Source organism: Aquimarina sp. AU474 (assembly GCF_900312815.1).
GTDB lineage: Bacteria > Bacteroidota > Bacteroidia > Flavobacteriales > Flavobacteriaceae > Aquimarina.
The window spans coordinates 467966-493278 of the sequence record NZ_OMPE01000007.1 but is presented as its reverse complement, the minus strand read 5'-3'; the positions used below and the strand labels follow the sequence as shown (position 1 = coordinate 493278).

Genomic DNA, 25313 nt, shown 5'->3' with positions numbered 1-25313 from the left:
TCGATGTGAGAATAATATTGGTTGTAAAGGTACAAAAGTTAATTCAAGCGTTCTTTTATAATTGTTCTAACAATATCAACAGCTACATTATTATAATTGTTATTTGGGATTATAAGATCAGCAAATTCTTTTGTAGGATCAATAAATTGTTGATGCATTGGTTTTAAGGTGTTCTGATATCTGTCTAAAACTTCATCCATATCTCTACCACGTTCTGCAATGTCTCTCTTAAGTCTTCTAATTAATCGTTCGTCGCTATCAGTTTGTACGTAAATTTTGATATCAAATAGATCCCTAATTTTGGCATTAGTTAGAATCAAAATACCCTCGACAATCATCACCTTACTTGGTTTTGTGGGTATTGTCTCTTTGGTACGGTTGTGCTCAACGAATGAGTATACAGGTTGATGTATAGTTTCGCCTTTTCTTAAAGCTTGTAAATGTTCTCCCAATAAATCAAAATCAATTGATTGCGGATGATCAAAATTTATTTTTGTCCTCTCATCATATGTAAGATGACTCGTGTCTTTATAGTATGAATCTTGAGAAATCACACAGACTTCATTTTCGGGTAATTCATTAACGATTTGATTAACAACTGTAGTTTTTCCACAACCTGTTCCCCCGGCGATACCAATAATTAGCATTTATATCCTTTTTGTGGCAAATTTACAGAATGCAAATCAATCTTTGTTATAATTTTTTATTCAAGAAGGTTTATATATAACTCCAGATGAAGAATCTTTTGTTGCACCAGTAACAGATTGTAAACAATTAATTTCGTTTTGATCTCTCAAAACTCCCATGAAACCAAAGATTAAAGCTTCTTTGAAGTCAATAATTTCTATAGATGGGATAACTACAGAAACTTGGTTGTCTAGTTTTTGTTTGAGCACTTTAATTAGAAAATTATTTTTTGCTCCTCCTCCGGTTATTAATACAGAGGGATTCTTTTTTTTGATGTTTTTTATTGCATTTGCTATTTGTGTAGCAATATGATATGCCGATGTATGTAAAAGGTTGATTACAGAATCATCGATATCCTCTATGATAGGAATAACTATATCCCTAAACCATTCAAACCCTAGGGATTTAGGATAGGGGAGTTTATAATATGCTAATTTATCTAATTGATCCAATAATTGCGTATTGATCGATCCAGATGCTGCCAATTTACCTCCTTCATCATATTCTAAATTGATTTTTTTACAGATATAATTTAATAACATGTTGGCTGGTGATATATCATAAGCAACTCTTTCTTCTTGATGATTAAAGGAGATATTACTAATCCCACCAAGATTAAGACAAAAATCATAATCCCCAAATAATAATTGATCTCCGATCGGGACTAAAGGTGCTCCTTGTCCTCCAAGGGCAACGTCGTTTGTTCTAAAATCACAGATAACTTTTTGCTTACAGGCATTTGCGAGATGTTGCCCAGATCCTATCTGATATGTTAATCCGATTTGTGGTTGATGAAAAACGGTATGACCATGACTAGAAACAAAATCTACTTTAACCTTATTTGTATTTATAAAGTTTTTAACCTGTTCTCCAAGCCAAGTACCATATTGATTATGATAAGCTATTAATTTTGAAGCTTCTAAGTGTACAGTTTTTTTTAGTTTTTCTTTAAAATGGGAAGTGTAATCAATACTTTCAGTTTTTTCTATTGAAAAATCCCAAGTATCAATATTCTTTTTAAAATGGCAGTATATTATATCCAGACCGTCAAGAGAGGTCCCAGACATTAAACCGATAACTTTATATGTTTTTTGTGCGATCGCCATTTTAATACCAAACTAATAAAATAATTTTAATGATATTCTTTTGGCCCAATTATATTTTGGTAATGTATTGCAGATCGAGTATTTCTGGATTGATTTCTGGTAGTGATTTTTTGTAGTAGAAGTCTATAATTTGATTTTCGAGGTATGGTTCGATTTTATCAATCCTTTTTTCATTATATAATCTGTATACATATACAGCTTCTGATTTTTTAAAAGCTTTCATGAAATCATCTGGATTTTTAACAATATCGAAACTTTTATATTTTTCAAATTTACCTTTCATCCATCTATGAGATGATAATTTGGTTTGATTATCGATCAAATCTTTTTTAAGTAGATCAAATTTTTCAATACTAATGACTTCCTCTTTTTTTGCACGATCTAATTTTACCTTACTTTTTGTGAATTGTCTTTCAAACTTGAAATCAACCACGTACATATCTTTTTTTACTTTCTTTACAACTTCGTATAAAGCATTTTCGTATACATCGGCAAAATCTTCATAACTATACAACGCATCTAGAAATACGATAGCTCGTTTTTTATAATATTTGGGTATAGGTTGTTTTTTGGCAGATATAAAAAGTGAATGAAGTTCTTGTTCTATCTCATCAGGGATATCCACGAATTTTGATTCATTTTTTAAAGTTCTTAATTGCCCCGTTATCTGCATTCTGGTGCCTTTATATACTTCTGATCGGTATTTAAATCGATATTTGTTAGGGGAATCATCTGGATTTTGAGCATTAATGATCGCTGGGGTTAATAACATGAAATAAAATGCTATAAACCTCATAAAGAGTGTTTTGGTAATCGAAACTTTGCCCCTCATTTGTGTGTATAGAATATTTCGTTAACGTTTAATACTCTAGTATTGTTGTGTGATTATTTTTTTATATCTGTAACTTCTTCTATAGTAACTATTGTTTTTTGAGTGTTGCCCCAGCTATTCATTATATAATTCATTACATCTGCAATTTCCTCATCCTCTAACCCTAATGAAGTCATGGCGCTATTGTAGGTTTTTCCATTTACTTCGATTGGCCCATTTAAACCATACTTTATAGAATGAATACTTTCTTTTCGTTTATTAACCAACCAATCCGAACCCGCAAGCGGAGGAAAAACGTTTGGAGTTCCTTTTCCATCGGGTAGGTGGCATTGCATACAAAAATCAGTATAAACTTCTTCTCCTCTTGCCATACTTTGGGATAATTCATCCTGTCTATCATCAAGGACAAGCATTGTGTAATTTGCGTTTGTTTTTCCTTGTTGTGCTGTGATAGTAATACTTATAATTAAGACAATTACTTCTATTATAAAAAGGCGTTTTATATGTTTTTTCACCTGCATTTACTTCGTATTTATTCTTTTAATTTGCGTTCGGGATTATTTTTACAATCCCTTTATTTTCTATAGCAACATATATATAGCCATCTGGTCCTTGCCTTACATTTCTAACACGCCCCATGCCCTCAAGTAACTTTTTTCTGCTGGTTACTTTTTCATTGGTAAGTTCCAGTAGTTCAAGATATTGAAATTTTAGGGAACCTACAAGAAGATCACCTTTCCATTCGGGATATTTGTTACTTGTAACAAAATCCATTCCACTTGGGGCGATAGAAGGAACCCAATAATATAAAGGTTGCTCCATGTTCTTTTTCTTGGTAATATCTGTTATTGCAGTACCGCTATAATTGATTCCATAAGTAATTACAGGCCATCCATAATTTACACTTTTTTTAATAGGGTTAATTTCATCACCACCTCTGGGTCCATGTTCATGTACCCAAATAGTCCCATTAGGATGTATTGCCATTCCTTGAGGATTACGATGACCGTAAGAAAAGATTGCTTTTTTAGCATTCTCTTCATTAACAAAAGGATTGTCTTTAGGAATGCTTCCGTCATCGTTTAATCTATAAATTTTTCCACCATCTTTTGTAATATCTTGTGGATTTACATCTCTATTACCTCGATCTCCAATGCAAAAATATAGATACCCTTCGTTATCAAACTCGATACGAGAACCAAAATGATGTCCTCGAGTTGTGTTGGGTGTTCCTTTATAGAGTTTTTCAATTTCTACTAATTGATTATTTTCTAATTTGGCTCTGATTAATGCTGTATTTCCTCCTTTTTCGCTGCCCTCTTTAGAAGAATATGTAATATAAATCCATCCGTTTTTGTCGTATTTGGGATGCAATTCTATATCTAATAAACCTCCTTGATTTCTGTTATAAACTTCGGGGACATTGGTAATAGATACTTTTTTTCCGTCCTTAAAGTGAATAAGTTCTCCACTTTTTTCGGTGATAAGCATACTTCCATCAGGTAGCCATACCATTCCCCAAGGGATTTGTAAATCAGGAACTACTAGTTCTGTTGTGTAATTTTTTGGATCTGGTTGCAATAGAACATCTTTTTTTTTGGTTTCTTGGCCGCAAGCCGAAAATACAATTACCAAAAAAAATAGGACCGACGATAATTTCATTGATTGCGAGTGTTTGGTTTTATCTCGAAAAATACAAAGAAATATTATCTATAATCTATATTTTATGTTAATCCCTCCGTAAGCATTGAAAGGTAAGCCTGGATAGAAATATCGAGGCGCGTTGCCGCCAAAACCTCTAGCATTGATCTGAATTTGAGAAGCATATTTGGTATCTAAAATGTTATTAGCACCAGCAAATACATCGTAAAAAAGACGACTTCCGATTTTATTTTTGTAACCAAACTTGGCATGTACCAGGTCATAATTATCACTAAATAGCGAATTAGCATCATTTACAGGAATCTTACCGATAGCCTGATAATTAAGATTACCATAAAACCCATTTTGAATGAAATCTAAACCAATATTAATTGTTTTTGAAGGGACACCTGTTAGGTCGTTACCCGAAAAATCATTATCCAGGTCTATAAAATCATCAAATTGATGATTAAATATTGATGTGTTGAAAAAGAATTTTAATGTTGTTTCTTTTCTTTTTATAATATCAAAATGTACATTGAATTCTATTCCATTATGTATTGTTTTTCCTGCATTGATAGCAAAAAAGTTATCATCGACTGTTCTTCTAGATACCAATAAGTCTTGTACCCGAAGTGTATACGCAGATAATGTCCCATAGATAAGATCATGAAAAAAACTATATCGAGCGCCAATTTCGTAGTTCCATCCTATTTCGGGTTTTATGTCGGGATTAAATAAACCGTCAGGCAGTAATGTCTCTGATGTAGTAGGAGTAGAGAAACCATTTGCAATATTCCCAAATAGGGTTACATTGTAATTCAATTCGTAGCTAATACCTAATTTTGGAGAAAAAATAGGATCAAAATCAAACTCACCAGAATTATCTTCGTTGTCTGATAAGAATCGATCTCGAATATCAAAAAATGTTTGATTAATATGTAAACCAATATTTGTTCGTAGTTTTTTAGTAATGTTGTAATTGGCTTCGGCAAAAATATTATAATAATATCTTTTTTCGTCTAGATCAGAAAGCTGATCTCCTATCACACTCCCAGTACCTACCGGGAAATCCTCGTATAGATTTTCGAACGTCTTACCGTTATAATTATCCAAAAGGAGTTCTCCTCCAATAGTCCAAGTCAATTCTTTTTGAACGATAGGTACAGTTCCCGAAATTCGTGACCTAATCCCAATTCCTGTCGATTCTTCTTCTAATATATTAAATGGTCTGGGTTCGTAATTATTTCTAAAAGAACCAAAAATACTTGTAGCTTGAGATAGTGTAGAGGTATACTTGTGTTTCCAGGTAATCCCCAAAATACCATAATCTACATCTTCAAAAGCTTGAGAACGTCCCCAAGTAAAAGCGGCTTGTCTAGGTGTATTGTCAAAATCTTCTTGGTTTAACGAGCTAGGGATTCCGGCTTTAAGGTCGATGTAACTTCCAAATATTGAAAAGCTATCATTTTCTCCACCATGTATATTAGAGGTTAACGTTATGGTATTACGATCATATTCATTATTATCTCTATAGCCACCTGTGTGGTTATTACTATACAAAACGTTTAGATTTGCTTTTTTTCCACTTGTTGATGCTTTAATAAGAGTTCTACGCAAACCATAGCTTCCATATGTATTTGATAACTGAACTTCGGTTGCTCTATTGAAGGCAAATTCTGGATGCAATAAAATAGTTCCTCCTAATCCAACACCATAGCTACTCGATGAAGAACCTTTTTGGATTTCGATACTTGATAATGCTCCAAGCTCAAGATCTTCTATAGAAGATTCTCCATTTCCATCTGTTAACGGAATTTCACCAAAATAGGCTTTGATATTGGCCGTACCAAACAAGTTTCGAGCTCCAATACCTCGAATTGTGATTCTATTAGTGTTTAGAGTTCCGTTTTGCATAAAAACACCAGATACTCTATTTAAAACCGGATGTAATTCTATAGGATTTGCACGATTAATATCGTTGGTCGAAATATAAGAAATGGCCTTAGTGGCATATTTGTCTTTATGTGGATTTGCATAATCTTCAATCAGTACTTCGGTCAAATTGGTAATACGAGATAGAGAAATAACAACAGGTATATTACTATTATATGTTTCATTTTGTATCACTATTTGTATGTCTTCATAACCTTCTTTGTTGAAACGTATAGTACCATGGGTTTTTATAGAAAACATCCCATCGATATCAGTAAATACTTTCGTGTTTGAAGTCTCATCAATGACCTTTACATTTTTTACAGGAAGACTATCGATGCTACTTGTTACAATTCCTTTTACATCAAATTGAGAATATATAGATAAGCTGTATAGGAAGAATAAGAATAAGAGTGTTTTTTTCAAGATTTATTTTTGATCAAATATCGTAAACTAAAGGCAAATGGTTTTAAAAATCATGATTGTATTACTGTTTTTTTAATCCTAGATAAAGATATAGATTACTTCTTGAGATTTATAAATCTCAAGAATAAAGCTTAACAGGCGCTTTACTTTTTTGCTAATTTTCAAAAAACAAAAATGTACAAATATATAAAGTATCTATTTTGTTTTTAAGGAGATGGCAGAAAATCCTATAGAAATAGAGTATGCATTAAACTAAAATTCATAACATGAAAAAATTAAAATCGGATTTAAAATTAAATTTGAAAAAACAAACAATTTCTGTAATCGAAAAAAAAGAATTAAATACTGTTAAAGGTGGAGGTTCACGAGGGTGTCATGAGCGTTCACTATATATTACAAGTTGTCACGTACATTAATTATTAGTTTAACTAGATCATTGAGTAGTGTTTAATATTGCTTAATCACACATAAACATCTTAAAAACTAAAGAGATATGATATACTCCGGGGTCTTTCTCTGGAGTATTTTGTTTTTAATTATAAAATAAGCGATTAATATTTGCTTATTTTTTAGGTAGAAATAAATAGTATTGCGTATATTTGCGCCCGCTAAGAGCATAACCTTATCGGGGTGTAGCGTAGCCCGGTTATCGCGCCGCGTTTGGGACGCGGAGGTCGCAGGTTCGAATCCTGCCACCCCGACTAACCTAGAGATAGGTCATAATAAAACACTGTTAATCGTATGATTACCGGTGTTTTTTGTTTTTGTTCATTTTTTCTAATGCCAAATAAAACCATTTAAAACCATTTAAAACCATATAAAAGGGGTGCAATTAGGTGTGCAATGTTTCACTAGAATTGTATTAATTTTATAGAGCTTTGAGGCATGATTTGACTTTTGATTTTATAAATTATTGTTAAACCAATGCCCCATATAAGGATATACCCCATATTTTCAAACACCTTAGATCGTGCATTACAAGGGCTTTGGTATCTGGTCTTGTTCTACAAAAAAGACGGGGATCGCTATTTTATATCCCCGCCGTTGCTTAAACAAACTCAAAGAACCAAATTTTATCCTTATAAGACCAATGGATGCTATGGCCCCACGCTATGACTCCATTGTGCAAACTTACTGTTGGATGACTCTTTGTTGAAAACAAAGATTGGGTTTTAGCACAAGACCAACGATAAAAAGTGTCCATATCGATTGAAACCGGGACAAACAGGCTATTAAAAGTGATAAAGGCATGAAAGGAATATGTTTTGGGGATTTTGTTCATCCTTGACCTGGGCACTAACCACTTTTGATCTCTGTTTTAAGAATGTCACTACTTTTATTGATAAGGCAAGGATAGGTTCGAAGGTTCGTGTTCGCGTATCCATGGTAAAAACAGCGCCACATAACCGCGTTCGATTCCTTTTTCAAAATCCCAAAAACACCTAATTATATCCCTTGTTTAACTGGTTTTAGCACTAATTATTGGGTGTTTTCTTCATTTGACTATTCTTTGCTTTTAATTAATATTTAAAAGGTTAAAAAAACTGTCAAATGAAAAATAACAAATTATATTTTTTTATAGCAATCGCGATATGTTTCATTCAGTCTTACGCCCAACAAGATGTAACATTTACACTGTACAATTATAACATGAATATTATTAACCCGGCCTATGCGGGAGCTGCTGAAAAATTTGAGCTCACCTCAAACTATAGAGCGCAGTGGGCGGGTCTAGATGAAGCGCCTGAAACCTGGAGTTTTTCATTGAGCGGCCCAATGCGTAGAAAAGAAGGTATAGGTGATAAGGTGGGGTTGGGTCTTTCTGTTACCAACAGTAGTGTGTTTGTACTCAAAGAAACTGATGTTTTTGTTGATTTTTCCTATAGGTTACAATTAAAGGAAAGATTAGATTTATTTTTAGGGATTAAAGCGGGAGGTTCTTCGGTTAATATTGATTTGGCAGGGATAGGACTTGATGAGGACCCACTTTTTTCAGAAAATGTAAGTGTGTTCAATCCAAATGTTGGGATGGGTGCCTATTTAAAAGGAGAACGCTTTTATGTAAACATATCTGCACCAGCCTTATTAAAAACAAAAAGATACGAAAAGGAATCGGGCATTGTAACACAGGCCACCGACAAAATGCAATTTTTTATGGGAGCGGGTTATCATTTTCCTTTAAACAAGAATTTGACCTTTACCCCTTTTTTTTTAACACGAGTAATAAGCGAGGTGCCTTTCTCCATGGATATTAGTGGTACGTTCGATCTGTATGGCAAAGCAGAATTTGGTCTCAGCTATAGATTAAAAGAATCCATTAGTACAGTTGTGTTATTTAAGATGTTGGATAGAATCAAGGTAGGGTATGCTTATGATAGTGCTATAACTGCTATCAGTAATTATAGAAGAGGAAATCACGAAGTGATAGTAAAAGTTCCACTATTTTCAGAAAAACAACCGCAAGAGCAAGAGCAACTATATTAGTATAGATGTAATAACCAATATTGTAGTAATAATTATATGTGTTTATGCATAAATACAACGGTTTAAAATACATCAAAAAGAATAAACAAAAATGCATAGTGCCAATTGTATGTAGGATTGGATAAGTACTATGGAGTTATAAAATGGGAGTGTATTTAGGTTGGTCTATAAATCTCTTTACTTATATAAGGTAGGTTAAGTAAGGTAGATGGTTTTTTCATAAAATGGGTTTAGAGACCTTTACAGTGACCAATCTATATACTTCCAAATAGTTGCGGAATAACGAATATCACTTGGAAAAATCGAAAATGGGTATTAGCACTAAATGTAGTGTGCTTTAAACCCTATAAAAAACGAAATAAGGTAAAATTTGAACCGTTGTAAAAAGGTATCAGTGTGATCCGTTTTTATAGAAATAAATGAATTTATGTTTAAAATAGTGGAGAACTACCATATTGAAAACAAAAAAATAGTTAAGGGAATTGCTAGCAATTTTTATTGCCAAATATAAATTAATAAAAATATGATATGTATTAAAACCTGTAAAGCATTGTTTTTTGTGCTACTTACTCTAGTATTTTTCTCGTGTAATTCTGATGATGACGCTAATCCTAACCGGGAAGACAGTGAAGAAATATTGGCCACTAAAGAAAAATTAGTTGGAGATTGGAAATTGATAAGCAGCACCATTGACAATAAAAATGTTTCACCTGCAGAATTCGAATGTTTAAAAAATTCAACAGCTACGTTTAATCAGGATGACACTTATGAATTAACTTTTTTAAAACTAGGCAGTAATTCTACAACTCTTTGTAATAGAACAGTTACACAATCTGGAACCTATACTGTAATTGGTTTGGACAGTGTTGCTTTTTTTAATTTTGATTCTGAGATCCAGTTGATCGGGGATACTTTACAGATTACCTCAAAAATTACTAATGGCGGCAAGGAACAAGATCAGATAGATGTTTTTATTAGAAGTGACAATTCAGAATTAGCGGAAAATCCGGAAGAAGAAACGGATAATGTGGAAATAGATGACGAAGAGACAGATAATGATGATGACAACATTTTTGATGGAACAGGGGTGATACAAGCTATTTTAGGGAAGTGGCAAATTGACTCCGACCGAGATTGCCTTCAAAAAAACACTATGGAATTTAAAGCTCAAAGTGTTTTTGAGTTCATTCAGCATAAGAAAACCTTTAATCGAAGAGATTTGTTAAATTATAACGTAAGCGTTAGTTATCCTTTATCAGAAAACATTAAAGCAACAATTACTAAAGGAAATGATAGGGTTGTTTTTGATACCGATGCAGAATGTCAATTTATCAAAACGAGTACTCTGGAATATGTGATAAAAGATGAGAAAACCATAGCACTTAAAAACATATCAGGATTGAAACTTTTGTTAGAAGATAATACCACTATTAAGCTCGAATATACATTCACTGATAGTGATAACAATGAACAGGTGAGAGAATTTATTTACAAAAAGCTATAAAAGAGAGAGACCAGAACAGTTTATTCGATAAATAGGTACAAAAAATGGAGGTAAATTTTACCTCCATTTTTTTAGTATTCAATGTTCTAAAAAGTTATATTTAAATTATATGGTTTAAGGTTGTCTATTCTTCCCATGACCATGATGGCGAATAATCCTCATCTTTAAATAATTCCCCAAGTCCTTTGAACTGTTTTAACCGCAGTACTTCATCAGCCTCCATTCCCAAGGCATCCATAATTTTTCTTGGAGACCATCCGCTGTTTGATAGGATTTTTACGACTTCGCTTATTTCTCCTACCTGATGCTGCCCTCGTGCCCTGTTGTGTCGAATTGCGGCTACAATTTGGTTTTTGTTGGATATATTCAATACTACCACAGGAACATTTTGATTTAACCTGTCACGTAACTCTTTGTTTGTTTTTATAATTCTCCAGCGATGATACCCATCTATTAATTCATACCGTTGGTTTTTTTCTGGCGCTACCAACAAGGGTTGAGTGATTCCATGATCCAACATAGAACTAAGTAGAAGGCGTTTTTCTGGAGTGGCCATTTTATTGGGGTTATAACTATTTGGTGAAATGGAACTTATAGGGATCCAAAACACTTCTGAAATAGGTTCTCTATGTTGATTGAAAGTAGTCACAATCTTTTTTATGAGTTGCTTTTTATAATCCTCGAAAATGAAATCACTTTCTTTTATGATGTCTACAATATCTTGTTTTACACTCTTATTCATGATGTTGTTTTTTTGCATATAAGGTCTTATACGTGTTTTTAGTTTGACAAAAGCCCAAACTACGGCACCACCAATCGTTTTTGATGATACATTTGCATATTCTTCTCCAGGATGGCATCTTTCCTGTATTTTCTAATTTTAGATTCCCTTGATCCGGGATGAGGTCTAAAGTAAATCCATTGTTATTCCACCACTTGAGAAAGGTGTTTATTTTCTCGACATAGTGCTTTCTTGTAATGGCTGGCATAGATTGTAATAAGATATAGGTGTATCTTTTCCAGGTAAGTCCCTCAGGTAACACCACTTTTATTCTGCCTAAAACCACTGTTTTGCTATAAAGTGCTCCAAAATTAACTCCTTGAACTCGTGTCACTACCTTGTTCCAAGTATCAGGTTCTATCTGCTGATAATAGACAAGGCTTTGGCGTTGATCATCACCATATGGTTGGCAAATACGCATTTTGTGAATGGACATTCCGCATAAGTAAAAATAATCATATAGTTTATTATACTGTATTTTCTGTTTCCCTACATAACGCCATATATCTTCGGTGCGCCAATCGTATATAGGGTAGGAGAACACTAAATTATCTGAAGCTTTACTTAGCCAGTTTTTGCCACGCCAACCATGTTTAGTAACAGAAAAGAACCTGTTTAAACTCTCATCTGACCGAATCCCCAATAGGCAAGTGCACCTTTCATCGTTTGAAAACCAATTCCCCCATTGGTATACAAAATCTTCAAATTCCATTCCATATTTAAAAAAAGTATATTGCTCCGGATTTGACACTACTTGTGGGTATTGCGGCATTGGACGAATCCATACGTTGGATTGTTCCGGATCCCAACAGCGCCAATGGGGTTGAAAAACACTAACTGAGTTTCTAAGATTTAAAGGCAAACAAATCCAATGCAAATTAATTTCTTCTGAATATAGAGCCACCTCTTCAATATGGCGTATTGTGGTATCGTATTGCCCCTCTAAATCGACAAATAATACATCAAGAGGTATTCTGTTTTCTGACTTTGCTACCTCAAGTGCCATATGTAACATTACAGTACTGTCTTTTCCACCACTAAAGGCTATGTATACCTTTGGGAACGTATTAAAAATATCTTGTATGCGTTTTTTAGCCGCGACATAAACATTATCTTTTTTATAATTTTTAGGCATATTTTATATAGTGCTACTATTTAATATCATTTACTTCTTTTATCGTTATTTTTCTTCTATGTTAGATTTTTAAATTGGTACACTAGTTTGTAAGATATTAGCAGTACCTAGTAAAATTTGTATTATTTCAAAGATCATTTTGAAGACTTTGTTATTTTGATTTTATTAACCAGAGTTATTCCATGAATAATGATATTATAAATAATACTGTACATATGAACATTATGACTGCCAAGGCACATAAAGCATATAGTTTTTCTGCGAAATGTTTCATTTTTAAGTTTTTTTATTGAATAAAATTCATCTTGACTTTTTTTAATTCTGATGAAATGATTGAAATTCTCTCGAATTTCATTGCCTTCTTACCGCTATACTACACTTTTTAAAAAGTTGCCTCATCTAGGTAAATTTTAAATCATTTTTGGCTAAAGAAACTTCGAGATGGTTAGTTTATATTGATATTAAATATTGTTTTTGTACTAACTTCATGATTAACCTAGGTTATGTCCTAAACAATAGGTATATACATATGCTGATATATAAAAGAGATATTAGTAGTGCAATGCGCAATAAGATTTTTGTTGTTTTCTTCATATTTTATTTATTCGTTTTTTAGTCGGGATATTAGTTTTTAAATTTTACAGTTCTTTTCGTTTTTCTCATAATTCCAATTCACAGTATGTTTTTGACTAAATAAAGGGACTGCATTTGAAATGTCTAATTTGTATTTGTTCGCTATTAGCGGTCTAAAACTATTTAAACCATCAATATGAACTCTATTGCCTACTACCTTATAGACTTTGTCTATATTGATGATTACGGACCTATTTATTCTTAAAAAATTCTTGGGTAAAATTTCTGATACGGATTGGAGTGTTTCTCTTATCAGGTGTTTTCCATTGTTCGCTAGGTATATGGTAATATAATTACGATCACTCTCCAGGCATAGGACCTCTTTCAAGTTAAATTTGATTAGGGAATATCCTTCCTTTAAGAAAAAAGTTTCTTTTTGAGGCGATATTTTCTCCGCTTTCGATATAGGCTCTATCGAATCCTCTAGTATGCCTGCAAGCTCCTCTTTATTTGCAGTTGTTTTTACCAGGTTGTTAAAATCAACAAAAGGCCTAAAGAAAATTCTATACAAATCAATGGTTACATTACCTTCCGGAGTTTTTACCTTTTGTGAAATATTACTGTAAAAAGTTATTTTGTATTTATATTTATGAAATACGTGATATATCACAATATCATCTCTAAACATATCAAAAAAGTAATAGTCGATTAATATAAAATCGTATTCACTTTTCTGTTCTGATAACCATATATCCTTCCAAGAAAAAAAAATCGCACTTCTTCTTACGCCACTTAACTTTAAATCTTCTAACAAGGATGTGCATTGTGATTTTTCCTTCGCCAAAATTGCCACTTTGTTCGTCATAAAATCTTAAATTTTCTTTTTTGTACTATAAGCTCAAAAATGTGGTTGTTACTTTTTTAAGACCTTAACAGATACATGCTAAGGTGAAAAGTAAACTTGCCCTTATCTAGGTTGGAAATTGAGGTCATTATGTGAGAATATCATAGTCGACTTATCCAACTTAGTGTCAAGATAACAACGCGCATATCGTTATTATTTATAAACAAAGCTACTTTCATTCTTTATGCTAAAACATGGATAATTATCTATTAAGCATGGATAATTTTATGTAAAGCCTCAATAAGGGTTTCGCTTGCCTACGCTAATATTCATCCTAATTATCCATTCTTGTAAAAAAATGTGTTTAAGCATGTTAAAATGGGGACTAAAAAATGGTTTTAAGGGACTTTACAAAACAGTTTTTCACAAGTATTTATAGGTTAGAGATTAAACATCTATTGTTACGTTAGGTTAATAATATGGGTAGTTTCGTTTTGTTGAAGAGGGAGCTGAGAATCAAAATGTAATCAGATAAGCTGTTGAAACGTATTAAAAAAAGAGAAGTAATAAAAACGACGGGAACCGTCGTTGTAAGTTCCCGCCGCCGTTAATAAACCTGAAACTAACTCAAAATACTTATCCATATATAGGACCAATGGTTGATTAGGATCTACACGATCACTCCACTGCCTATACCTGTGGTTGGATAAACGTTTATTGAAAACAAAAATGGGACTTTAGTAGAAGACAGAACTATAAAATGTGTTCACATCAATTAAAATTGGGACAAACAATCCATTAAAAGTGATAGCGTATCAAAGAAATATATTTTAGAGATTGTTTGTCCATTCTTAATCTTTATCATTGTCTTAAAAGGTTGGCACTCTTGGTGATAGTTTGAAGGACAATGTGCGTGCATACTGTATAAAAGCAGCACAATAATATTCTATTGGATTCGTGTTTTTAAAATCACATTTCAATCTTTCTTCGTCCCAGTTTATATAAGTTTCAGCACTTTTTTTGGAATAATCTAGATTAAGAATTGATCTTTGAATTCATAAGGATTTTGAGAAAAAAATAAATTATGGAGGGTAATTTAATCACATTGTCAAATATAGAAAAGTACTTTTTGAAATTGTCGGTTCTTAATTTCGACGATCAATACATTGCAGATTTTCTCTCCCTTAGAAAGGAAGATTTAAGTTATGTAAGAGGTACTTTAAAAAAGAAATTTAAGACTAAAAATTGGACAGTTTTAATTCAAAAAGCATTTGAACTTGGCATATTGAAGAAACAAGATTATGTGGATGCAACGGTAGAAAAAATAGCATTAGGATATGCATCAAAAATTATAAAGGACTTTAAGGATATATCATATGGATATCAATTCTCTCAAGATACAGTGCTTGATTTTGATCATACAGTAACATCTACTTTAAAACATTTGATAATTACTTCAAAATGATGCATACGTTATCAAAACTACTTAGTGATAAGGAATTAACTTATTTGAGTTTAACTTACCAAGGAGTAGATAAAAAAGCAATTGCCAAAGAATTACGGTTTAAGGATAATAGGAGGCATAGGTATATAGAAAAACGGATTTTTGATAAACTATCTGTTCATAATTGGCACAATGCCTTTAGGAGAGCTTTTTATTTGCAATTGCTGGATAGACAAGATTTTTTATTGATTGATATTCAAAAAGAAGCTTCAACGATTTCTGCAGAGATCACAGAAATTTTAAACTCTACAGAAATTGATGATAAAGAAAAGGAACTCGTAATCTATTTAGCATTATTATCCTTTCAAATTAAGATTGAATATAGCTATTTATTTAAGGATAAGGAATAATTGTATTAATTTACTACAATGGATATTTTTTCTGGTATTTCTTAAACCTTCACTTTTTCGAATCCTACTTTAATGCATTAACAAATCGCGCAAATATTTTAATAATTGTTTAACGAGATCACTAAAATTTATATGAAGTGTATTGCGTTAAAAATTAGATATTGAAGTGTTTGAATCCAACTAAAATCCTTCAATCTACAGCTCGCAAAACCTATATAGAAACATGGAAAAACTCCAGGATGTTCTCACAAGAACTAAAACAAAAATAGATACTGCTTTTAGAGATATTGCATTTCCGGATACGAATATACTCGAATCTACAAATGAAGCTATGTATTACATGCTAAATTTGGGAGATGGTGGGAAAAGAATAAGACCGGCGATAGTTTTTGCGATATCAGAGGGGTTTAATGGTGATAAACAGCAAGCGTTTGAATTTGCCAAAGCAGTAGAATTCATTCACACCTATACCCTAATTATCGACGATATTCAAGACAATGATGCCGTTAGAAGAAACGCACGAACATGTCATTTAAAATATGATGTCAACACAGCTACTTTGGCTGCCTCAAGACTTTTTGAAGAAGGATTGTACCCATTTCATAAATATTGCCGGGATATAGAACTTTTTCGAAAATTAAATAATCAGTTGCATAAAGGGCAATGTGCTGATTTAAATGCCGAATCATGGGCAGACGATATGGTGTCATTACAACACTTGCAATTTATACACTCGGGTAAAACAAGTGCTTTAATTCAAATCGCCATTTTAGGTGGGTGCATTTCTAGTAAACTATCAGAACAAAAAATAAATAAACTATTGGATTATGGATATTATTTAGGTCTTGCATTTCAAGCAAAAGACGATATCCTTAGTAGAACCGAAACAACAGAATCATTGGGCAAACCAGCAGGAGAACAAGCAGATGAAAATAAGCTAACCTATCCTTCCCTTTTTGGTTCTGTAGAAAATGCTCAAATCGAAGCCAACAAATTAGCAGAAAAAGCTATAGCTAGTTTGGATGAATTTGAAAACGATAGTGTAGCCGTCTTAGAAGAACTTGCAAGATTTACGGTTCTGAGGAAGCGCTAATATCATCTCGAAAGTAAACACTCATCTTACATATTGTTTTTTCGGAACAAAAAGCTAAGATAGATTCCACGTCAAATGTTTCACCAATAAATCAAAATAACATGAAAGAAGTTTTAACCCCAGAACTCATTACCAGCTTACAAGAATTATCACAAATATTAGATAGTTATGACACTATTGTTTTTGACTTGGGCGATGTCCTTTTAGATTGGGATTCTGTTCATTTTACTTCAGAGACAAAAGGAATAGATGATGTACGAAAAATGGTCAAACATCCTATTTGGCAGGATTTAGAAAAAAATGTGATTAATCAAGAATTTGCACTTACGGCACTTAGCTGTGAGTTAGAAACTCCTTGCGGTAAGCTCAAAGAAATGCTCGAGTTAAGTGTGGCTAGTTTAAAAGTAAATCCGCTCATGTTAGAGATGCTAAGAGTGCTACATAAAAAGAATAAGCAAATATATTGCCTTTCAAACGTAGATTTAGAATCTTTCTCCTACTTATATAGGCATTTTGATTTTTGGAAATATTTTGATGGGATATACGTGTCAGCTTTGTTACAACTTAGAAAACCAAACCCAGATATTTTTCAATACATTATTTCAAGTGCTTCAATAAATACCAAAAGCACCCTCTTTATAGATGATAAGTTGGAAAACCTGCGGGAAGCGGCAAACTTTGGAATTAGCACCTTAAAATATAATAAAGATAATTTTGAATATACGGCCATAGAAAGTGGTTGGTCTATATCTCTAAAAAATATAACACCAGAAGCACATAAAAAGAAGATATTAGGAGAAAGCTATTTAAATTTTAGACTACGCAAATTTCCTTTTTGCAAGAGTTTTGTGAGTAACAACGTACAGTTAATAGGAGGCGAAGATTTTTCTAAAGAAATATTTTCTACAGCGGTCATTTTACACTCCTACACTTCACTTCCAAAAGATATTATAGCATCCATGTGCCATGAGATACTAAACCATAATGGGCAAAACAAATTGCGTTGGTGTTTTTACAAAAATGAGGCTAGGCCAGAAAATTTTCCAGATGATTTAGATACAACATCCATGGTGTTATCTTTTCTGTTAAACCATAATAAGTTTAATAAAGAGGAGATTATACCTGTGGCAGAACAAATGATAAATAATAGAAATAAAGAAGGTATTATCCAGGTATATTTTGATGACAATAGACCAAGAATAGATGCTATAGTTGCTATTAATGTATTGTATTTAATGCACCAAATAGGGTACGGAGAAAGAAATGAGTTAAAAGAAACTGAGGCATTTGTTTTCGATTTTTTAATTAATAAAGAATACCTTAAAGGTACGCGATATTACCCGGCGCCAGATGTCTTTTTATTTTTTCTTTCCAGATTGGTAGTTGATTTCCCAGATAAATTTGAAAAATTTTATAAGCCGCTTACTGAAATACTTATAACTCGGGTAAATTGTTCAACGTTTCCATTAGAAAGAGCATTAAGAATCATCGCGTTAAAAAAACTAGGAATTGTGAATAGAATAGATTTTTTAAAATTATTAGACTCGCAACTAGCAGATGGGGGCTGGCCGGTGTATGGGCTTTTTATAGCACCGAGGTCTAATACATATTTTGGAAGTAGAGAACTTAGTACGGCATTTGCCTTAGAAGCTTTAAATATATTGAGTTAAGACTAAACTAAGTTTTATGGTACAAACGATTATTAATAAGCAAAATAATGAATTGGCATTTAGGTTAGAACAGTTTAGTAACCTAGATCAGTTTGGACACTTACAAAGAAAAAATTATTATTCTATTATCCTATTGAGAAGTAATAGTTTTAATTTGAAAATAGATTTCTCAGAATATAAACTCAAAGAAAATCATATCATTTGCTTGTCACCTTACCAACCATTTATGTTGAGTTCGGAAGAAGAATGCTCGGGATTTATATTAAATTTTCATCCGGATTTTTTTTGTACATACCGCCATCAAAATGAAATAGAAACAGAAGGGGTGCTTTTTGGTAATTTTCATGGTTTACCTTTTTTTAAAATAGTAGAGGAGTTTTTGTTTTTTAGTCTTATGAAGCAAATTTCTAGAGAAATGAATGAAGATTCGATTGCGCAACATGAAGTATTGGTGGCTTTTTTAAAAGTGTTTCTTATTGAAGCTGTAAGACAGAAAAAGAAATTCGATAAAGATACAGTGCTTAAGTTTACAGATAGACAATCCGAAATCTTACAAAATTTGGTAGATGCTATAGAAAGCAATTATGCTCGATTACATACCCCGCAAGAATATGCAGATATGCTATGTATGAGTTCTAGAACTTTGGCAGGAATAGTAAAGAAATATTTAAACCAAACCTTAACTTCTTTAATAACCCATAGAATTGTAGTAGCAGCCAAAAGAGAATTGTATTTAACCTCAAAACCAGTAAAGCAAATAGCTGCTAATTTGGGGTATGAAGATGAATTTTATTTTAGCAGATTTTTTAAAAAGAAAGTAGGTGTTTCACCAGATAATTATAGAAAAACGGTTGGATTTGCTAAGCTGGAAAAAATATAAACTTACCTCTTGTAGTTATATAACAAGTTTGAACATTTATGTATCTATATACAAAAAAAAGGAGCATCAATTAAAATGCTCCTTTTCTAATTATGTCGAACGCTATTATTTCTAAGCCGAAAATAGCTGTCTTCTGACTAGCAGTAGCCTTAAAATCCTTTAGTACAATAGATGATTTTCTATAAGAACGGTCATCTTAGGTGAAACTTCTTGTAAAATCTTCAACAAAATATGAGCAAAGTTAAATTATGGCGATCTCATTAAAGAAAATCAATACCAAAATAAGCTATCTCAAAACCCATTAAAACTGTTCAATTTTTTTTAAAGTCCCATGAAATAAATTTTTAGTCCCAATTTTAACATACTTCAGCACTTTTTTTATTGGGATAGCTAAATACGATGAATCTTCGCTTTAAAATTAACAAGAATTGATACAACTGAAGAAACATACGGTTATTCTTTTTGGGATACTAAGTTTAGCTAACTATGCTCAGGCTCAAATAGCTTTAAATACAAACAAATCGGTAGTTGATTTATCAGAATACAGTGTAAGCTTATCCGATGATGAAACCGTCTTGGCTGTAGGTACATATCAAGCTAATTATAACAGTACAAAATCAGGAAGTGTACGTATATACAAAAAAGATACGGGGATTTGGAATCAAATAGGAAATGATATCAATGGCGAAGCAATAGGGGACTGGTCGGGCTACAGTGTGAGCTTATCAGGAAACGGTACTACGGTAGCTATTGGAGCCAAGCGTAACAATGGGCGTAACGGTAAAAATTCGGGACATGTACGTGTGTATAAAAGTAATGCAGGAGTTTGGCAACAAGTAGGAGGAGATATCGATGGCGAAATGCAAGGGGATTGGTCTGGTTATAGTGTAAGCTTATCTCAGGACGGCACTACTCTGGCCATAGGAGCGGTACTTAATAATGGTAATGGCAGACATTCGGGCCATGTACGTGTGTACAGAAATATATCAGGAAAATGGTCACAGGTAGGTAAAGATATAAATGGAAAAGCCGCACAAGATTATTTCGGAGCAAGTGTGAGTTTGTCGAGTGATGGCCAAATGGTCGCTATAGGAGCTCATCAGGGTGGGATTTCATCGGGATATGTAAGTGTTTATCAAAACCTATCAGGGCTTTGGGAACAGGTAGGTAAAGACATCGTTGGATTACCAACAGGTAATTTTTCAGGATGGAATATCAGCTTGTCTAATAATGGCGCTGCCATTGCAATAGCTTCATATAATACTAGTAAAGAGAAGAGGTACGGGTGTGTGAGAACTTACCACAATAAATCTAATAACTGGGTACAACAAGGTGCAGATATAGATGATAAAATAGCAGGGTATAATCTATCAGGTTTTAATAATATGAGCTTGAGTAATGACAATACTATTACCCTTATAGGAGCCTTCGAAAAAGAGGGAAATAGGAATAAACAAGTGCCTGTATTAAGCTATGTCCGTGTGTATAAATTTGAAAAGAGCTCCAATTTATGGCAACACACAAATATTCAAATATAGAAGTTAAAAATGTGTTGCCTATATGGTGGGAGTATAGGTAGGTCGTCGTTCCCTCAACTCCTTTGGTATTACTTTAAATATGGTAGTAATATAATAATGGAAAATTGTTTTAATGAGTTTGGATTGAAATCCTTTGGAGAGCGACCTGTATACCACTAAATGTATTATATGTAAAATAAATAAATCAAAAAAATGGAAAAAAAGATGGTAAAAAAAGATGTCTTTACAATGGCATTGTTCAAAGCGTTGCAAAAACCAATTAACAGAATAAAATTATCATATCTATATCTGTTGTACTTTATTGTATTTGTGCAGATGATCGTTATTTTATTTGGAGTAGTAAACCTAGTTTACATTGCAATTCACAACTTGGGAAATATATAAAAGCAAAGAACAACACCAAACATAAGACATGTAAGTATATACAGCATAAAGAGATTTCTAATATATGTGCAAATACTTAAATATAAAAGTTAAAGGTGGTATGTTAAATTGTATTGGGGAGGTTGCTTCGATAACATTCTTAGTTATTGAAAATAGATAGAAGTTTAATTAAGAATTGGGGTGTTTAGGGAACAACTCGCATACCACCTAATAGAAACATATACCTGTATATGTAACAGTATTGGTATAAATAAGCATCATTTATTCGCAATGATAATGCTGTTAAGTAATAAAAAATGTATCAAAAATGAATGTCGAAGAAGTTATGAGGAATCAATTACAATCTAAAAATAAGTGGAGTCCCGTTATTTTTTCTTTTCTTTTAATGATGGTCACTTATGGGCAAAGCTTTGCTGTTGGTGATATAAGATATGAAATTATCTCCTCGACTGAAGTGATGGTTGTGGACTATACGGGTACAGCTTCTAGTGTAAATATTCCCGAAAAAGTAGTTAATAATGGTGCAGAATATACCTTAACTCATATCGGTACAAGTGCTTTTCAAAAAGGAGAATTGGTAGAGAGCGTTATCATACCAAACAGTGTGAGAAGTATTGGGAGTAATGCTTTTGGTTGTAATCAATTGGAACAGGTAACCATTCCCCAAAAAATGGAAGGTATCAAGATTAGGTCTTTTTTAGATCATCCAGATCATACTACTGTAGTAGTAGAGCCTGGCAGTCCTCTCATTTTTGAAGTTAGGACAAGAACCTTTAAAGATAATTGGTTTGGGGATGATTACCGAGGTGAAATGGATTTGATAGCTCCCTTAAATGACAGAATTTTGTATAAAAACTATGATAGTAGGGTATCGTTTAAATCCGTCACAGTAAATGTTGTGCGGCCTTTAAATGAAACTAATAAGTCCTGTGATTTTACAGTCTATCCCAACCCAGCACAAGATAAAATTCATATTCGGTTATGTGACGGTGAAGAGTTACAGGAAGTAAATATATACAATACGCTAGGTGTTCAATTGTATTCCTCACGCATCTTGCAAATAGATGTAAGTGATTTATATAGTGGGATGTATATACTAGAAATAGAAACTAAAACAGGAGCCAAAGTAGTTAAAAGAATAATTATAAATAAGGCTTAAAGATGAAAGAAGAAGATAAAAAAAGGAAAGTATGGTAAATTATTTTTTTTGATGAGTACAAAAACGGATATCTCAATCCCGTAAAATATTTAACTAATGCTATTGAAAGAAGTCCTTAAGCTACTAAGCAAAAGTGTTAAAATTTTGTCAAAATGAATTATTTGTTTAGCTCTAACTAAGATACCTGGTGTTTTAACAAGTATACCATTGAAATCACTATATAGCTCATCTAATTCTTGCTATTAATAGTGGATCTTCCCATTAGATTTATTTTCCAATTTCAATGTTTCCCTCGAGTACTAGTAAAGCATCAGGATATCTCGGTTTAAGAATATCATCATCACATGAAGTGTATATTAACTAAAAACTTTATTAATCTTCTATTTCTATTTGATTTTCTACTATTTCCTTAATGGGTAATACTACTTTTCCTTTTTCGGTTTTAACTATAAGCGTTATGTGATCTATGGATTCTATAGTACCGTAAATATTGTTATACTTTATTTTTTGACCTATTTCATAACTTTTTCTCATATAAAAAGTTCGTAATAAATCACCAATTATCTCTTTAGATCCAAGTCCAAAACCTATTGCAAATGCAATTAAAAATGCTCCAAGAATAATGGTCAAGTTGTTGGTGATAATACTAGTGTCTATGCCAGCTTGATTTAAGGCGGTTACCGTTATGATAATCGTTATGGCATAAAATACGATATTGCCAATAGCTTTAGAGCCGCTAAGGTTAAAAGATTTAAATACTCCATGGATTGACTTTTTTACAAAGTTGGCTACATAAAGTCCAATCATAAATAAGGCAATAGCACTAAAAAGTTTAGGTAGATAACGTAACAAATTTCCGATTTCTACAGATACAATTTGCCAGTTCATAATATCAGATGCCACAATTAAGAATACCAAGAACATCACCCATTTAATAAACCCCGTAATTACTTTAGTAATATTGAATTTTATATCTGTTTTCCCAAAGAGATCTTTTTCATTAATTACTTCTGTGAGTTTATCTATTTTGGCAAATTTCAGGATTCTTTTTACGATAAATACTACAATCTTAGTAACTAACCATCCTATTAAAAGAATGAAAATTGCACCTAGTAAATTAGGCACGGTTTCCATTACATTTTTAAACATTTCGTTTAATGAATTAAAAGTCAATTGCTTCCAGTTGGTAATTGTTTCCATGATGATATTTGTATGTTATTTAGTTTTAATCTCGATTCCTTCTTTTAAAGAAGCTTTCAGTCGCTTTGGCATAGTTTATCGAGAATAAACCAGCCAATTCCATAAAAAACTGAAATGCAGCTACATCTTCCATTACTTTTTTCTTTAATTCTTTAGGAACAGGTTGTGGGGGATGTCCCAGTTTTTTGAATGGATTATCCATAAGCATTTAGTTTTTCATTATATATTTCTATTATTCTTGCTTTTGCTCTTTTTAGACGCATTTTTACAGCGCTTTCTCCGATTTCTAACACGATCGATAAATCTTTGATAGATAGATCATCCTGATATTTTAATAGCAATATCATTTTATCTTCAGACGATACCATTTCTAATGCTTTTTGAAGTTTATCTACTTTTAATTGAAATAAACTGTAATCATCCGTTTCTATCATTAAGTGATTATCTTCATGTAAAGGAACACTCTCTTTTTCTATTTTTTTTGCAGTATTACGATTAATATGATTGACACACAAATTATAAGTAAACGCATATAACCAGGTCGAAAATTTAGAAGTTCCTTTAAAGCTTGGTAGTTTTACATATAGTTTTAAAAAGATATCTTGTGTTAAATCTTTTGTTTCATCTACAGTCTTGACAAAACCATAGCACTTATTGTAAACCAGGCCGCTATATCGATCGTATAAAATCTCGAATAGAAGCGAGTTTTTCGTTTTTACAATTTGTGCAACAAGTTCCTCATCGGTTAGATTACGGAATGTATTGTCAGTCTCCAAGGTTTGTTGTTAGATGGTTGTACAATAATTGAGACACCAGTATTACAAATAAGTCACTTATTAAGAATGTTTTTTGTTCTAACCGTTTTTTTTGATTTAAAAACAATGAGTTAGATTATTTGCGAAGTATCGTAATAAACAATGCTTATTTTCTTATGAACTACGATCAGTAGTTTTTCGAAAACTTTTGATGAATCAAAACTTATCTTTTACTCATTCGAAGTTGTCAAACATCTACAAGAATTCAATTTTTTTGATCAAATTAATTAGGCTTTTTTGGCTTAGATTCATAGTTAATCGATGAAATACCAAACTTTCTAATTTTCAATGTTTTAATTCATTGTTTTTAACAAAACATGTTTTTCTGAGATAAATAAGTATATAAGAAGTGACTTTTTGTAAAATCCTGTGTCTAAAAAATAAAACGATAAATAATTCACACAATGAAAAAGGTAATTTTGATTTTGATAGCCGTGGTAATGACAAGTTTTACTAGTGTGCCCGATTTGACTATTATTGAAACCGTTGCTACGTATAATGGACAATCTGATAAGGCAATTTATTTTACTGATGCCAAAAATGGAAAAGTACTTGAGTTTTCTATTCTTACGAAAAAAGTACTTTCTAAATATGACTTAACTGCTAAGGAGTATATAGGAGCTCATTTTACGATTACTTATGAAGAAGATAAAATTGAAATTGTAGGAGATCGAAAAGAGGTTTCTCAGGTAAAGAAAAGATTGATTTTAATGGATATTGATAAAAAAGAAAATATCATAGTTAAAAATTAACTACTCCGATAAAAAGGACT

General features: G+C 32.3%; 23 protein-coding genes and 1 tRNA gene. 12 read left to right on the top strand and 12 right to left on the bottom strand.

The window, feature by feature from the left end:
• Positions 1-38: 38 nt before the first annotated feature.
• The 6 genes from udk to DK508_RS08920 form a co-directional block, all read right to left on the bottom strand.
• Positions 39-647, bottom strand: a complete 609-nt coding sequence (gene udk / locus DK508_RS08945; protein WP_109300402.1) for a uridine kinase — start codon at positions 645-647, stop codon at positions 39-41.
• Positions 648-707: 60 nt separating this feature from the next.
• Positions 708-1793, bottom strand: coding sequence for an anhydro-N-acetylmuramic acid kinase (locus DK508_RS08940; protein WP_109300401.1), 1086 nt, complete (start codon positions 1791-1793; stop codon positions 708-710).
• Positions 1794-1842: 49 nt separating this feature from the next.
• Positions 1843-2589 (bottom strand): hypothetical protein, encoded by a 747-nt coding sequence (locus DK508_RS08935; protein WP_160114629.1) that lies wholly within the window; start codon positions 2587-2589, stop codon positions 1843-1845.
• 89 nt (positions 2590-2678) lie between these two features.
• On the bottom strand, positions 2679-3146 hold the full coding sequence (locus DK508_RS08930) for a cytochrome c (protein ID WP_235016342.1): 468 nt from the start codon (positions 3144-3146) through the stop codon (positions 2679-2681).
• Between the two features lie 19 nt (positions 3147-3165).
• The gene (locus tag DK508_RS08925; protein ID WP_109300399.1) at positions 3166-4287 is read right to left on the bottom strand and encodes a PQQ-dependent sugar dehydrogenase; all 1122 of its coding nucleotides are present in this window, start codon (positions 4285-4287) and stop codon (positions 3166-3168) included.
• Between the two features lie 48 nt (positions 4288-4335).
• On the bottom strand, positions 4336-6627 hold the full coding sequence (locus DK508_RS08920) for a TonB-dependent receptor (RefSeq protein ID WP_109300398.1): 2292 nt from the start codon (positions 6625-6627) through the stop codon (positions 4336-4338).
• A 266-nt stretch (positions 6628-6893) separates the two neighbouring features.
• Here DK508_RS08920 and DK508_RS21070 point away from each other — a divergent pair, with 266 nt between their 5' ends.
• The 4 genes from DK508_RS21070 (at position 6894) to DK508_RS08905 (ending at position 10615) form a co-directional block, all read left to right on the top strand.
• Entirely contained in the window at positions 6894-7043 is a 150-nt protein-coding gene (locus tag DK508_RS21070; protein ID WP_160114628.1) for a hypothetical protein, read from the top strand.
• Between the two features lie 210 nt (positions 7044-7253).
• Positions 7254-7328 (top strand) — tRNA-Pro (locus DK508_RS08915).
• An 850-nt stretch (positions 7329-8178) separates the two neighbouring features.
• A complete protein-coding gene (locus DK508_RS08910; protein ID WP_109300397.1) occupies positions 8179-9111 on the top strand; it encodes a type IX secretion system membrane protein PorP/SprF in 933 nt (310 codons plus the stop codon).
• A gap of 523 nt (positions 9112-9634) precedes the next feature.
• Positions 9635-10615, top strand: coding sequence for a DUF5004 domain-containing protein (locus tag DK508_RS08905; protein ID WP_109300396.1), 981 nt, complete (start codon positions 9635-9637; stop codon positions 10613-10615).
• 124 nt (positions 10616-10739) lie between these two features.
• On the opposite strand, the gene DK508_RS08900 is transcribed toward DK508_RS08905, so the two are convergent.
• From DK508_RS08900 to DK508_RS08890, 3 genes are all read right to left on the bottom strand, one after another.
• A complete protein-coding gene (locus tag DK508_RS08900; protein ID WP_160114627.1) occupies positions 10740-11357 on the bottom strand; it encodes a ParB N-terminal domain-containing protein in 618 nt (205 codons plus the stop codon).
• Positions 11350-12531: a DUF3440 domain-containing protein gene (locus tag DK508_RS08895; protein WP_109300394.1), complete on the bottom strand. Its 1182-nt coding sequence runs from the start codon at positions 12529-12531 to the stop codon at positions 11350-11352. The genes DK508_RS08900 and DK508_RS08895 overlap by 8 nt, the downstream gene beginning before the upstream one ends.
• Before the next feature lie 631 nt (positions 12532-13162).
• Positions 13163-13969 (bottom strand): LytTR family DNA-binding domain-containing protein, encoded by an 807-nt coding sequence (locus DK508_RS08890; protein WP_109300393.1) that lies wholly within the window; start codon positions 13967-13969, stop codon positions 13163-13165.
• A 1063-nt stretch (positions 13970-15032) separates the two neighbouring features.
• Here DK508_RS08890 and DK508_RS08885 point away from each other — a divergent pair.
• From DK508_RS08885 to DK508_RS08855, 7 genes are all read left to right on the top strand, one after another.
• Entirely contained in the window at positions 15033-15413 is a 381-nt protein-coding gene (locus tag DK508_RS08885) for a hypothetical protein (RefSeq protein ID WP_109300392.1), read from the top strand.
• Complete coding sequence (locus DK508_RS08880) at positions 15410-15802, top strand: hypothetical protein (protein WP_109300391.1); 393 nt, start codon at positions 15410-15412, stop codon at positions 15800-15802. Before DK508_RS08885 ends, DK508_RS08880 begins: the two co-directional genes overlap by 4 nt.
• A gap of 223 nt (positions 15803-16025) precedes the next feature.
• A complete protein-coding gene (locus tag DK508_RS08875; RefSeq protein ID WP_109300390.1) occupies positions 16026-16895 on the top strand; it encodes a polyprenyl synthetase family protein in 870 nt (289 codons plus the stop codon).
• A gap of 101 nt (positions 16896-16996) precedes the next feature.
• Positions 16997-18565 (top strand): HAD-IA family hydrolase, encoded by a 1569-nt coding sequence (locus tag DK508_RS08870; protein ID WP_109300389.1) that lies wholly within the window; start codon positions 16997-16999, stop codon positions 18563-18565.
• A gap of 16 nt (positions 18566-18581) precedes the next feature.
• The gene (locus tag DK508_RS08865) at positions 18582-19445 is read left to right on the top strand and encodes a helix-turn-helix domain-containing protein (protein ID WP_109300388.1); all 864 of its coding nucleotides are present in this window, start codon (positions 18582-18584) and stop codon (positions 19443-19445) included.
• Between the two features lie 428 nt (positions 19446-19873).
• On the top strand, positions 19874-20983 hold the full coding sequence (locus DK508_RS08860; RefSeq protein ID WP_109300387.1) for a WD40 repeat domain-containing protein: 1110 nt from the start codon (positions 19874-19876) through the stop codon (positions 20981-20983).
• 691 nt (positions 20984-21674) lie between these two features.
• Positions 21675-22526 carry a T9SS type A sorting domain-containing protein gene (locus DK508_RS08855; protein ID WP_109300386.1) on the top strand — a complete coding sequence of 284 codons (852 nt, stop codon included), beginning with the start codon at positions 21675-21677 and terminating at the stop codon, positions 22524-22526.
• Between the two features lie 372 nt (positions 22527-22898).
• On the opposite strand, the gene DK508_RS08850 is transcribed toward DK508_RS08855, so the two are convergent.
• The 3 genes from DK508_RS08850 to DK508_RS08840 are packed head-to-tail and all read right to left on the bottom strand — an operon-like array spanning position 22899 to position 24502.
• A complete protein-coding gene (locus DK508_RS08850) occupies positions 22899-23726 on the bottom strand; it encodes a mechanosensitive ion channel domain-containing protein (protein WP_109300385.1) in 828 nt (275 codons plus the stop codon).
• A 25-nt stretch (positions 23727-23751) separates the two neighbouring features.
• Entirely contained in the window at positions 23752-23928 is a 177-nt protein-coding gene (locus DK508_RS21340; RefSeq protein WP_200831854.1) for a hypothetical protein, read from the bottom strand.
• The gene (locus DK508_RS08840; RefSeq protein WP_109300383.1) at positions 23921-24502 is read right to left on the bottom strand and encodes an RNA polymerase sigma factor; all 582 of its coding nucleotides are present in this window, start codon (positions 24500-24502) and stop codon (positions 23921-23923) included. The genes DK508_RS21340 and DK508_RS08840 overlap by 8 nt, the downstream gene beginning before the upstream one ends.
• Before the next feature lie 443 nt (positions 24503-24945).
• Here DK508_RS08840 and DK508_RS08835 point away from each other — a divergent pair, with 443 nt between their 5' ends.
• On the top strand, positions 24946-25293 hold the full coding sequence (locus tag DK508_RS08835; RefSeq protein WP_160114626.1) for a hypothetical protein: 348 nt from the start codon (positions 24946-24948) through the stop codon (positions 25291-25293).
• The last annotated feature ends 20 nt before the right edge of the window (positions 25294-25313 follow it).